Source organism: Micromonospora sp. CA-111912 (assembly GCF_050948415.1).
GTDB lineage: Bacteria > Actinomycetota > Actinomycetes > Mycobacteriales > Micromonosporaceae > Micromonospora.
On record NZ_CP192007.1, the window covers coordinates 4,421,194 to 4,433,389 of the forward strand.

Consider the following 12,196-nt stretch of genomic DNA (forward strand, 5'->3'; position numbering starts at 1 on the left):
TGGGCGGAGGTCGCCGCCGGATGTTCGTCGGTGTGTTGGCTCGATCGCCTTGAGTAGGGTGCGGGCATGGAACGCGGCCGGCTTGGCGGGTTGTGGTGGCGGTTCCTGGCTGCCGGGGTGCCGGCGGGTGTGGCCGGAGTGGCGGTGTGGGCGTTGGTCGCCGACGACAAGGCGGGGTGGACGGTCGTCGCGGGCGCTACGGCGGCCGTTGCAGGTGGGTTCGGCCCATCCGTAGGGCAGTGGGTGACGGCTCGGCGAGAGCGGCGCGAGCGGCAGGGCCGGGTCGTGGCCGGTGTGTTGGTGGCGGAACTCCCGGCCTCGGTGGCGTGGTTGTTGCACCCCCAGGCGGCGGTGATTCGGTTCTTCGGCCGGGGCTGGGTCCTGCGGGAGTTGCAGGCGTGGTGTGCGGACCCGGACGCGTCGCCCGTGCGCCTGGTGGTCGGGGGCGGCGGCGTGGGCAAGACCCGTCTGGCCCGACACTTCGCGACCGGCATGGCGGGCTGGACGTGGTGGCCGGTGGCGCCACAGGGGGAAGCACGGGTGGCGCAACTGGTCGCCGATGGTGAGGCTCCCGCCCGGTTGTTGCTGGTGGTCGACTACGCCGAGACCCGCGACCCGGCATCACTGGCGGCTCTGCTGTGTACGGCGCAACAGGCCGGGGGTGTGCGGGTGCTGCTGCTGGCCCGCACCGCCGGGCTGTGGTGGTCCACCCTGTCGGCCGCGTACCCCGAACAGGCGCACCTGGTGGATGCGCTGACGATGCCCGCGCACGTGATCGAGCTTCCGGCAGGCGTCGAGGAACGCGACCCGTCCGAGATCGTGGCGGATGCGGTGGGACAGTTCGCCGACCACCTTCGGTACGCGCCGCCGGTGCAGTTCACGCCGCTGGCCCACGACTCGGATACGCCGGTGTTGCGGTTGCACGCCGAGGCGTTGGTGGCGGTCCTCGGCGGGCCACGGGACGGGGGCCGCTACGACGTGCTGGCCGAGGTGGTCAGCCACGAGGCGCGCTACTGGCGTGGGTGCGCCCGCCGCGCCGGACTGCTCGCTGCCGATGATGCGACCTCCCGGGACGCGGTGTTGCGTCAGGTGGTGGGCATCGCTGCGCTCCTCGGTGCCGACGACGACGAGCAGGCGGCGGGCATCGTACGCCGGGCACCGCTGCTGAACGAGGACACGCCGGCACCGGTGGTGGACGGCCTCGTGCGGTGGCTGCGGAACCTGTATCCGCCGGTGGGGTCGGGTGGGGCGTTGGGAACCCTGCAGCCGGACCTACTCGCGGAGGGCCTGGCGGTGGCGGTGTTGCGCGACTGCGCACCGGCCGAGCAGGTGGCGGTGTTCTCGGGACTGCCCAGGTCGCAGGCGGTGCGGGCCTTGACGCTGCTGGGCCGGGCGTGTGCGCATCAGCCGGACGCGGTCGGAGTGATCGAGGTAGCGTTGAGTGCTGACGTGCCGGTGATGACCGAGGCGGTGCTACAGATCGGGACGCAGTTCCCGGGCAGGTTCGCCCCCCGCGTAGCGAACCTGCTCACGACAACCACGATCGATCCCGAATGGGCCCGCGTGTGGGCGGAGCAGGTGCCTTACCCGTCCCTGGAGCTGGGTGAGATCGCGGAGGCGTTGACCGCCAGGGTCCTCAGCGCCCTGCCACCAACGACACCTCCGCAGATACGCGCGGCCTGGCTCAACCGTCATACTCTGCGGCTGAAGGAGGTGGGTCGGCGAGCCGAAGCGCTGGCCGCCAGCGAGGAAGCCGTCAACCTACGCCGAGAACTCGCCGCCACCGACCGCGACGCCCACCTCTCCGACCTCGCCACATCCGTGAACAACCACGCGGTCCGACTCGCGGAAGCCGGCCGCCGCACCGAAGCCCTGACCGCCAGCGAAGAAGGCATCCACCTCTACCGGGAACTGGCCGCCACCAACCGCTACACCCACCTCTCCGACCTCGCCATGTCCGTGAACAACCACGCGGTCCAGCTCGCGGAAGCCGGCCGCCGCACCGAAGCCCTGACCGCCAGCGAAGAAGCCGTCAACCTATGCCGGGAACTGGCCGCCACCGACCGCGACGCCCACCTCCCCAACCTCGCCATGGCCGTGAACAACCACACGGTCCGACTCGCGGAAGCCGGCCGCCGCACCGAAGCCCTGACCGCCAGCGAAGAAGCCGTCAACCTATGCCGGGAACTGGCCGCTACCAACCGCGACGCCCACCTCCCCAAACTCGCCACATCCGTGAACAACCACGCGCTCCATCTCGCGGCATCCGGCCTCCAGACCGAAGCTCGGGCCGCCAGCGAGGAAGCCGTCAACCTACGCCGGGAACTGGCCGCCACCAACCGCGACGCCCACCTCCCCGACCTCGCCTGGTCCGTGAACAACCACGCGGTCCGACTCGCGGAAGCCGGCCTCTACACCGAAGCTCGGGCCGCCAGCGAAGAAGCCATCCACCTCTACCGAGGGCTGGCCGCCGCCAACCGCGACGCCTACCTTCCCAAACTCGCCAAGTCGCTTCTGGGCGCTGGTGTGGTGGGACTTGTCGTGGGCGATACGAGCAACGACATCGTGGCGCTGACGGCGGAGGGCGTACAGCACCTTGAGGCACTCGCTGCTGCCGAACCGGCAGCGTTCGCGCCACTACGAGACTTAGCCGCATCGACCCTTGCCGAACTGCGCCGGGTAGCCGGCAAGTAGGTCGTCACCGCAGGTTCTGACCTCGCGCCTCCTCGGACGAGCGAACGATCTCGGTAGCGCGGGGTCAGCCGGGGCGGCAGCCGCCCGCGCCGGATTCCACGTCGACCAGAGGCAGCGACGGTGAGCATGCCGACCCGTGGCCAGGGTTCAGCGGGGCCAGGGGCTTCCGGTCCCACTCGTACGGGGTGAGATCCCGACCTGGATGGTCCGGCCGCCCCTGCCCGCAGCCGCCCCAGGCCAGTTCCTTCACGGGTGTGTCACCAAGAACTTCCCATCGATCCCGTGCTGGATAGGTCCGATGACGACGGCCGTAGGATCTGGGAGTGGACGATGTGCCTGGCGCAGATCATCGAACTCCGGCATACGTGACTGACTGGGCGCGGCTGTTCGTCGACTACAGCCAATATGAGGTGTCCGCCGTGCCGGGCGCATCCGGTACGGAGATCTACACCCTCGGCGACAACCTGCTGCACGTCGGCGGGCCGTATCAGTTCATTGGCTTCTGCGGCGTACACACCGGCTGGATCGAGGCACGCGTTCGTGTCTTGCCCGGGCCTCCGACGGAGGTCGGCGTCGGCTGGGACGCGATCAGCGAGGTGACCCTCTGGAGTCCCAGCGGCCGACTGTCGGTCGTCGGCCTGATGGGCGGCTTCGCGGAGGCCCTCACCGACGTCGCCGTCCCGCGCGGGCTGATCCGGGTGCGGGTGCACGCACGCGACCGTCTGCACCAGCCCGAACGCACCGACGACGACCCGCCCGAGCGGCACGAGCTGCACATCTGGGCGGTGTCCGAGGAGACGCCATGGCGCACCGTGCTGGCCGCCCCGGGGGGCCGCGACTGGGAGCAGAAGCCGGCGAAGGGCGCCGAGTGGGCGATGCTGTCGCTGGTACCGCGCCCGTCCGGCCGTCCGGCCATCCTGCCGCCGCTGCCACCTGACCCGTACGAGGACGACACCGGCCTGACCCGGGTGGCGGTGGTCCGCTACCGGCCCGCGCCGGTCGAGGTCTCGGTGGGGGTGCTGCCCGCCGGCGACCTGGAGGTCCGGCTGGAGCGGGTAGACGGCGAGACCCTCATGTGGTCGTGGGCCACCGCCGACAAGCCGATCTTTCCGCAACCGCTGGCCACGCTGCCCGACGACGAGCCGAGCACGGTACGGCTGACGTCCGGTCCCGACGGCTTCACGCTGCGGCACGAGGGAGTACTGGGCCGGCACGCCTTCGCCCTCGGCCTGATCTGGGACCATCTGCTCGACAACGCCGGGTCGTATCCGTGGATGGAAACGTTGCGTGAGCGGGCCGTCGAGGCGACCGCGCTGGCCGAGAAGACCCGCCGCTGGCAGGCCGAGCACGACGCCGAACGGTGGGGAGGTGCTCCGCCGTCGGACCGTGTCCGTGGGCTCCTCAGCCAGGCGCAGTCCCTGGCCCGGATCGACCGCCCGTTACTCGACCGCATCGACGCGCTGCCCGCCGCACGTCAGCGGGAGGCAGCCTGCTGGGCGGCCCGGCGCGCGATGCGGGTGGCCGGGCTGGAGCAGATCGGGTGGATCGCCGACGCGCTCGCCGACGCCGAGGCCGACCGTCCACTGCCCCGATCCTTCACCGAGCAGAGCGGCACCGCCGCGTTCAACCGGCTCATGTCCGATCCCGAGGTGCCGCACACCACCGTCCCGCTCCACCCAAACCCAAAGGCGTTCGGCACACGCGGCGTCACCGAGATGCTCCAGCAGGCAGCCGCGTTCCCCGCCCTGATCGCCCTCGCGGACGACGATCCGCTGGTCGCCGCGATCAACGCCGTATACAACACGGCAATCGCCCACGGCGACGACCGCGACCGCTTCCTCACCGACGCCCACATCGCCCTGCGCTGAGCAAGCAGGCGGTCGCGGGGAAGGCTACGAGTCCAACCGAGGCGGCCGAGTGACGGGTGGAGGCAAGTCGTCCGCAAGCCGGACACGCTTTCACCACCGGTAGTGACGCCACACAGCGACTGTGACCGCCACGGCAATGAGCAGCGCGATGGCGCGGCTCTGCCGATGACAGCGCATTTGATCGTGCCGACGTCACTGGAGATCCTCTGGTAGAACACCTGCATGGCCAACGTTGACGAACTGTCCGCCTTGACCGCTGCCGAACGACTTGCCGACCTCTTCGCCGACACCGTCGGTGCTGATGTTCGGTCAGTGATCCTGCACGGGTCGCTCTCGGCTGGCGACTTCCGTGCCGGAAGCAGCGACATTGACCTGCTCATCGTCATCGAAGGCGGACTTTCCGACGCGCAGTCGACGGTCCTGGAGCGCTTGGTTCGCCAGGCAGACCTCGGCAGCGCGGCCGGCATCGATGTCCATGTCGTCACGGCCGAGATCGCCGGCGCGCCGAGCCGGACGCCTGCCCTGGAGCTCTACATCGGCCGTTACGACCGATCGTCCACCGGGTTCGAAGTCGAACGTCGGGTGGCAGCTTCGCCGGATCTGCCTGCTGAGTTGTCCATGGCACGCGCGGACGGGCGCTCTCTCAGGGGCGCTCCACCGCGTGAGGTGATCGCACCTGTTCCGCCCGGCTGGATCGTTGATCGTGGCAGGCACTGGTTGATGACCTGGCGGTCGCTCACCGATGACACCGAGAACGCCGCCTTCATGGCGCTCACCGCCTGCCGCATCTGGCGATTCGCGGTAGACAACGTGCACTGCTCCAAGGCGCAAGCCGCACGGTGGGCACTCGACAGAGACCCATCGTTGACGGTCGTGCGGCAGGCCGTTCAGCAGTACGAGCAGGACCCGACAGCCATCGTTGGTGAGCAGGGCATAACTCGCCTGATCGACACCGTGTTGCAGGAGACCGCACCAACGTGGCGACCCGCCGAGCCGGCGTCTGTTCGACACTCCGACGTGGACAATTCGTAGCACTGGATGTCCGCGTCGTGCTGCCTGCTCATAGGACCGACGGGTCAACGGGGTGAATTGGGGAAAGGGGGCAAATGGCTTGCACAGGCGTCGGGCTGAGAGTTTTACTGCTCGCATGCCTTCCCCCTCACCGATCTTCGTTGCGGGTACGGGTCGTTCGGGAACGTCACGGATCGCCGACATCATCGGCGAACATCCGCTGATCCATCGGATTCCCATGGAGACCCGGTTTCTCGTCGACCCCGGTGGCCTGCGGGACCTGGCCGACGCGCTCACCGATCGATACGACCCCACCGTCGGTGAGGACGCCCTGCATCGGCTGAGCGACTTCCTCACCGTACGAGTGCCCGGCCGGCGCGACGATCGCGGGAAAACCGTTCCCGAGCTGGTCGGCGAGCGGCGCTACCGGGACGCGGTGCAACAGCTCTGGCCGCAGTTGATCGCGTACACATACGACGAACGTGCGCCCGCGGAAGGCTTCGGGAACGCCGACCGGCCTGCCGGGCCGTTCGAGCCGCTGAGCCGCCGGCGGGTACTTCCCAGGTATTTCAGCGACCGGGGCGAACTGCTCGGAATCCTGCGGGGCCTGATCGACACCCTGTTCAGCGGAGCAGCCGTCGACGCGGGCAAGCCGACCTGGTGCGAGAAGACACCGTTCAACCTGCTGTGCATGGAGTTCCTCTGGGAGCTGGTCCCCGAAGCGACCATCGTGCACATCAAGCGTCACCCGGTCTCAGTGCTCGCATCCCACCTGGCCCAGCCATGGGCACCGACCACCGTCGACGGCGCGCTCGCCTACCTCAAGCCGGTCTACCACCGATGGCTCACCTGGAAGAACACGGTCGACCTGACGGGCAGGCGATACATCGAGGTGAAAGCAGAAGATCTCGCAGCCGAGTGGCCCGGGCAGCGCCGCGTCCTGTTCGAACGGCTCGGCGTCGACGACTTCGCCACCCCTTCGACGTTTCAGTCGCACAAGCTGACAAACCGCAACGACCAATTCGACTACGGTACCCGCGAGTTCATCGAAGAAGCACTCGGCAAGGTCATTCCGGCCATGGGATATGAGTGACGGCTCTGGCTCGCCACCAGGACGACGCTGCGTCGCTTCCTCGAACGCCCGGTAAGCGGGCTCTTCACAATGCAGAGTGTCATCGGTGACGCTGATGGCGTCTGCGATGCTGTGGGCGTGGAGTACGTGTCCAGAGTGCCGCGACCGCCGCTGGACGGGCTGATCGACGACCTTTATTACCTGAAGGGTGCGCCGCCGTACGCCCGGCTGACGCTGCCGCCGATGCCGTCGGCGTTGCTCATCGTCAACCTCGGGGCGCCGTTCCGCATCCGCGCCGGCACCGACATCGAGACGGCCGAGTACGCCGACGGTTGCGTGGTCACCATGCCCACCCGCGCGTTGGAGTTCGGCTACCCACACCGGACCCGGTCCGTCGGCGTGCACTTCAAGCCGTGGGGGCTGGCGCCGTTCCTGCCGATGCCTGCGGCCGAGCTGTGTGACCGGCCGGTGACGGTAGAGCAGGTTTGGGGCCGGCCCGCCATTGCTGAGCTGCGCGACCGGCTGGCCACGGCGGACGGACCGCACGAGATGCTGACGCTGCTCGAGGAGGAGCTGATGCGACGGCTGTGCGAGACCGCCGGCCTGGGGCTTGTCCGCCATACGAGCAGCGTCCTCGCGGCGACCAGCGGGGCGGTGGCGATTGGCGACCTGAGCGTGGCAGCCGGTGTCAGCAGCACTCATCTGGCACAGCGGTTCAAGGAGCTCATCGGCGTCACGCCGAAGCGGCTGGCCCGCACCTACCGCTTCGCCGCCACCGTGTTCGCGATCAACCCCGCCGGACCGATCGACTGGGGCGACCTCGCCGGTGGCGCAGGCTACTTCGACCAGGCCCACTTCGGCCACGAGTTCCGGGCGTTCACCGGGCTCACGCCGACTCGATACGTCGAAGTCCGGCGGCGGTTCCTGCAAGAACATCCCGGCCACGTGCTGGACAGCTGGCCGCTGCCGGCCGATTGATTTCTTACAAGAGCGACAGCTCACTACGCGCTAATTTGGGGAACCCAAGGCAGAGGAGAACCCCGTGGGCAAGGTGGTCATGTACAGCTCGGTGTCGGTGGATGGCTTCATCGCGGACGAAAATGACCAGCCCGGACCGCTGTTCGACTGGTTGTCCAACGGTGACGTCCCGTTGGACGAGAGCGGCGAGCTGAAGGTGTCGCAGACGTCCTACGACTACACCCGGCCGTACTGGGACCAGATCGGGGTGACAATCGTCGGCCGCCACGTCTTCGACCTGACGGACGGCTGGGACGGGAAGCCGCCGGGCGGGATCGACCACGTGGTCGTCGTGACGCACCGGCCGGAGCCCGAGGGCTGGGACCCTGAGGCGCCGTTTCACTTCGTCGACGGCGTCGAGGCAGCCGTGGCCAAAGCGCAGGAGCTTGCGGGTGACCGCATGGTCGAGGTCGCCGCTGGCGACGTCGGTGGCCAGGTGCTTGCCGTGGGTTTGGTCGACGAGGTGCGCATGGACGTCGTACCCGTGGTGTTCGGGTCCGGCAAGCGCTACTTCGGGTCGGTCCACGCGCAGCACCGGCTGGAGGATCCTGACGTGGTGGTTCACGGCAACCGGGTGCTTCACCTGCGCTATCGGGTGCGCCGTTGACCGATCTGAGCGGGTACGCGAAGAAGTCCACTGCGAACGGTGACGGGCCTACGCCGCGTGCTCGGATTGGGCGGCGGGGGCGGGCAGGCGGTGGGCCAGTTCGCGCCGAAGCAGGTCACGCCCGGGGCTCATGTATGCGAGTGGGACCAGGATCTCGTATGGCCGGCTCTGCCCATGCCCCGCCCATTCCCACCGCTTGAGCGGGGGTCGGGTCCGGTCCGGGTCGGCCGGCTCGATCACCAGGAACGTCCTCCACCGACCCTTGATCTCGGCGCGAGCGATGTTCGACCACTCGATGGCCAGGATGCGCTCGCCCGGACCCGTCACTGTGAGGTGCTCTCCGGTGAGCCGCAAGGGCAGCCGTGCCTGGTGGCCGGAGGCCGATGGACGGGCCAGACGCATGGCGGACCGGAAGGTCAAGAACCACAGGAGCGGCATCCACAGCCCGTCCCACCACTTGTCGCCCGCGGCCAGGTTGATGGCCACACCTGCTCCTACCACGGCGGGGAGCGCGATCGCCAGATGGACGATTTCACGGCCCACAGAGCGTCTGAACACGATGGTGAGAGGCTCATCGGCAGCAGTCACGCCAGTCGTTCTGCCCGGCCGGTCCGAAGGCCAAACGGCGCTGAGGAAGACCCCCGGCAAACGTCCGGCCGAGAGACCGGCCGGCGGTTCAGTCGACGGCCGACTCGTCGGCGAGGACGTCGAGGAGCAGGGCGGCGGTCCAGCCGAACGCGGGTGAGCCGAGGCCGGCCCCGGTGTCCGGGTGGAAGTACTCGTGGCAGCCGGCCGTCGCTACCAGGTCCACCATGGACTCGCGCAGCCCGGCGGCGAGGTCGAGCCGGTGGTGGGTGCGCAGCCCCCGCCACAGCAGCCAGTTGAGGTTCATCCAGCTCGGCCCCCGCCAGTAGCGCAGCGGCTCGAAGTCCGGGGCGGTCCGGTCGTGGCTGGGCAGCGGCCGGTCCATCCGCGCGGCCAGCCCGAACCGGGGCGAGCACGCCTCCGCGAGCACCGTGGCGACCTGCCGGGGCGGCAGGTCGGGCAGCGCCAGCGGGGCGAGGCCGAGCGCGGTGCGGGCCGGCACGAGCCGGCCGGTGCGCAGGTCCCGGGGGTGGAAGGCACCGGTTGCCGGGTCGTACAGCCGGTCGACGAGGGTCGCGGTGATCCGGGCCGCCCGCTCGCGGTGCGGGCCGGGGTCGCCGCCGACCGCGCGGGCGATGGCCGCGAGGGCGTGCTCGGCGAGCCCCAGCGCGGTGTTGAACAGCGGGCACTCCACCAGGAACGGGTGCCGCCCGGCCAGCCCGTCGTCGCCGTACCGGCCCGTCCGGTAGGCGTCGACCAGCGCGACGTACCGCGCGTAGTCGAGGTCGGTGGGGCGGTGCGCGGCGTCGGCGTGGGCGGTGTCGTGCCGCCGGTACGCCCGCATGACCGTTTCGTCGGCGGGCACCGCGGCCAGCGGCGGGTCCCAGGCGGGGCTGTTGTCCAGCCCGGACTCCCAGGGGTGCACGAGGCAGGCCAGCCCGGCCCCGCCGACGTCGCGCCGGCCGGTCAGGTAGCGCTGTTGGGCGACCAGCCGGGGGTAGAGCCAGGCCAGTTCCGCCCGGCTGCGCTCGGACGGCGTCCGCCGGTACGCCAGCCAGGCGGCGAGGGCGTGCACGGGCGGCTGGACGATGCCGGAGGTGGCCACGGCGGGCGCGCCCGGGGCGCGGGCGGAGTCCCAGAACCCGGGCCCGGGGAAGTACGACCCCGCGCGCAGCGCGGGGTTGAACACGATGTGCGGCACCCGACCGTCGGCCCACTGGGCGGCGAACAGGGTGCGCAGCTCCCGCCAGGCGCGGTCGGGACGCGCCGTGGCCAGCCCGATCGCGATGAACGCCGAGTCCCAGCTCCACTGGTGCGGGTAGAGGGTGCGCGACGGGACGGTGTGGTCGTGCTCCCAGTTGCCGTCGAGGGTGGCGACCGCCAGCCGGCGCAGCGCCCCGAGGTCCCGGGCCGTGGCCGGGCCGACCGGGGGCGCGTCGTCGGCGGCGGTGCCGGCGCTCACGCCGCCGCCCGCTTCGGCTCGGCGTGCCGGAGCACGGTGGCGGCCTGTTGCAGCGCCCGCACCGGCTCGCCGCGCAGCCGGCACTCCAGGGCCAGCCAGCCCCGGTAGTCGATTTCCAGCAGGGTACGCACCAGCGCCCGCCAGTCCAGGTGCCCGGCACCGGGCTGGCACCGGTTGGAGTCGCTGACCTGCACGTGGCCGAGGTAGGGCGCGGCGGCCCGCAGGGCGGCGTGCACGTCGTCCTCCTCGATGTTCATGTGGAAGGTGTCGGCGACCACCCGCACCGAGGGCAGCCCGACGGCCGCGCAGAGGGCCACCGCCTCGTCGAGCCGGTTGACCATGTGGTCCTCGTACCGGTTCAGCGGTTCGAGGAAGAGGGTGACCCCCTCGGCGCGGGCGTGCTCGCCGAGGGCGCCGAGTGCGTCGAGGAGCACCCGCCGGTCGCCGGCCGGCGGGCGGGGCGGCTCGAACGGCGGCAGCCGGCGGGAGAACATCCCCCAGGCGGCGGGGGTCATCACGCCGACGCCGCCCAACTCGGCGATGACCGACAGTTGGGAGCGCAGGTTGGTCACGGCGTCGCGGGACCGGTCGGGGTCGAAGTCGCCGATGAAGTGGTCCATCTCGACGCAGACGGTCGGCATCGCCACCCCGGCGGCGCGGGCCCGGCGCAGCTCGGGCAGCCGGCGGGCGAAGGACAGCTCGCCCCGGCCGCGCAGTTCGAGCCCGTCGAAGCCGAGCGCGGCGGCGAGGGCGTGCTTCTGGATCAGGTCTCCGCCGGGGAGCAGTTGCTCCTGGCAGGCGAGCGGAATGGTCATCTCTAGAACCTCAGCACCACTTGGAGGACGTCGGAGTCACCGCGGTCGAGCAACGCCAGCGCGTCGGCCACCGCGCCCGCGTCGACGACGTGGCTCACCAGCGGCAGCGGGTCGACGCTGCCCTCGGCCACCAGGTCCATGAAGGTGTGGGCGACCCGGGCCCCGGTCCACCGGCCGGCCAGGCCGGGTGCCGGGTCGGCCCCGGACACCTGGGCCGCCACGAGCTGGATCCGGTTGTGGTGGAACTCCTCGCCGAGTCCCAGCCCGTCGGCGTGCCCCTGGTAGAAGCCGGCCGCCACGACGCGGCCGGCGTGGGCGGTGGCCCGGATCGCCTCGTGCAGCGCCGGGTACGCCCCGGACAGCTCCAGGCAGACGTCGGCGCCCCGGCCGCCACTCACCCGGCGCAGCGCGACGGCGGCGGACTCGGCGCCCGCGTCGACGACCAGCCGGGCGCCGCAGCGGGCCGCGTGGCCCAGCCGGACGGCCAGCCGGTCCACCGCCACCACCCGGGCCCCGGACAGGGTGGCCAGCCGGGTGGCGAGCAGCCCGATGACGCCCTGGCCGAAGACGCCGACCCAGTCGCCGAGGTGCAGGTCGCCGGCGATGACGGCGGTGAGCGCGATGGCCCCGGGTCGGGCGAACACGGCGGCGAGCGGGTCGAGCCCGGCGGGCAGCGGGTGGACCGCGTCGGCGCGGACGACCGCCTCGGCGCGGTGGCCCCAGATGCCCCAGACGGTCTGGCCGGGGTGCCGGTCGGCGACGTCCGGGGCCGCCTCGACGATCTCGCCGACCTCCTCGTAGCCGAAGCCGGCCAGCGGGTACGGCACCGGCGCCCGGCGGGGGACGAACATCCGGGTGGCGTCGTCCCAGTCCTTGCTCAGCCGGGGGTTGCTGCCCCGGTAGAGGGTGAGCTCGGTGCCGGCCGAGATGCCGGAGTAGCAGGTGCGGACGCGGACCTGGCCGGGGCCGAGCGGGTCCGGGGCGCAGGGCTCGAGGCTGATCCGTCGAGGCCCGGCGAGTGAGACAACCCAGTTGACCATGAGTCACATCCCGGTAGCACTGGGC

The 12,196-nt window shown here is 70.9% G+C and carries 10 protein-coding genes; 6 read left to right on the forward strand and 4 right to left on the reverse strand.

The features are described 5' to 3' along the window. Nucleotides 1–66: 66 nt before the first annotated feature. The 6 genes from ACQPZO_RS18455 to ACQPZO_RS18480 all read left to right on the forward strand — a co-directional run bounded on the left by ACQPZO_RS18455 (nt 67) and on the right by ACQPZO_RS18480 (nt 8,269). Entirely contained in the window at nt 67–2,694 is a 2,628-nt protein-coding gene (locus ACQPZO_RS18455) for a hypothetical protein (protein ID WP_433342596.1), read from the forward strand. A 365-nt stretch (nt 2,695–3,059) separates the two neighbouring features. After that, a complete protein-coding gene (locus tag ACQPZO_RS18460; RefSeq protein ID WP_433342598.1) occupies nt 3,060–4,562 on the forward strand; it encodes a hypothetical protein in 1,503 nt (500 codons plus the stop codon). 222 nt (nt 4,563–4,784) lie between these two features. Beyond that, nucleotides 4,785–5,594 (forward strand): nucleotidyltransferase domain-containing protein, encoded by an 810-nt coding sequence (locus ACQPZO_RS18465; protein WP_433342600.1) that lies wholly within the window; start codon nt 4,785–4,787, stop codon nt 5,592–5,594. A 115-nt stretch (nt 5,595–5,709) separates the two neighbouring features. Further along, nucleotides 5,710–6,666 carry a sulfotransferase family protein gene (locus ACQPZO_RS18470; protein WP_433342601.1) on the forward strand — a complete coding sequence of 319 codons (957 nt, stop codon included), beginning with the start codon at nt 5,710–5,712 and terminating at the stop codon, nt 6,664–6,666. A gap of 117 nt (nt 6,667–6,783) precedes the next feature. Continuing rightward, nucleotides 6,784–7,623, forward strand: coding sequence for a helix-turn-helix domain-containing protein (locus ACQPZO_RS18475; RefSeq protein ID WP_433342602.1), 840 nt, complete (start codon nt 6,784–6,786; stop codon nt 7,621–7,623). A gap of 64 nt (nt 7,624–7,687) precedes the next feature. After that, complete coding sequence (locus tag ACQPZO_RS18480; RefSeq protein WP_433342603.1) at nt 7,688–8,269, forward strand: dihydrofolate reductase family protein; 582 nt, start codon at nt 7,688–7,690, stop codon at nt 8,267–8,269. Nucleotides 8,270–8,317: 48 nt separating this feature from the next. On the opposite strand, the gene ACQPZO_RS18485 is transcribed toward ACQPZO_RS18480, so the two are convergent. The 4 genes from ACQPZO_RS18485 to ACQPZO_RS18500 all read right to left on the reverse strand — a co-directional run bounded on the left by ACQPZO_RS18485 (nt 8,318) and on the right by ACQPZO_RS18500 (nt 12,171). Further along, nucleotides 8,318–8,755, reverse strand: a complete 438-nt coding sequence (locus tag ACQPZO_RS18485) for a hypothetical protein (protein WP_433342605.1) — start codon at nt 8,753–8,755, stop codon at nt 8,318–8,320. A 190-nt stretch (nt 8,756–8,945) separates the two neighbouring features. Further along, a complete protein-coding gene (locus ACQPZO_RS18490) occupies nt 8,946–10,247 on the reverse strand; it encodes an MGH1-like glycoside hydrolase domain-containing protein (RefSeq protein ID WP_433351074.1) in 1,302 nt (433 codons plus the stop codon). 65 nt (nt 10,248–10,312) lie between these two features. After that, nucleotides 10,313–11,131: a sugar phosphate isomerase/epimerase family protein gene (locus ACQPZO_RS18495; protein ID WP_433342607.1), complete on the reverse strand. Its 819-nt coding sequence runs from the start codon at nt 11,129–11,131 to the stop codon at nt 10,313–10,315. 2 nt (nt 11,132–11,133) lie between these two features. Beyond that, complete coding sequence (locus tag ACQPZO_RS18500) at nt 11,134–12,171, reverse strand: zinc-binding dehydrogenase (protein WP_433342609.1); 1,038 nt, start codon at nt 12,169–12,171, stop codon at nt 11,134–11,136. Between the last annotated feature and the right edge of the window lie 25 nt (nt 12,172–12,196).

Excerpts from the sequence above, each read along its gene's own strand:
- ACQPZO_RS18455 (WP_433342596.1), top strand. The coding sequence starts at position 67 with ATGGAACGCGGCCGGCTTGGCGGGTTGTGGTGGCGGTTCCTGGCTGCC.
- ACQPZO_RS18465 (WP_433342600.1), top strand. The coding sequence starts at position 4,785 with ATGGCCAACGTTGACGAACTGTCCGCCTTGACCGCTGCCGAACGACTT.
- ACQPZO_RS18470 (WP_433342601.1), top strand. The coding sequence starts at position 5,710 with ATGCCTTCCCCCTCACCGATCTTCGTTGCGGGTACGGGTCGTTCGGGA.
- ACQPZO_RS18495 (WP_433342607.1), bottom strand. The coding sequence starts at position 11,131 with ATGACCATTCCGCTCGCCTGCCAGGAGCAACTGCTCCCCGGCGGAGAC.
- ACQPZO_RS18500 (WP_433342609.1), bottom strand. The coding sequence starts at position 12,171 with ATGGTCAACTGGGTTGTCTCACTCGCCGGGCCTCGACGGATCAGCCTC.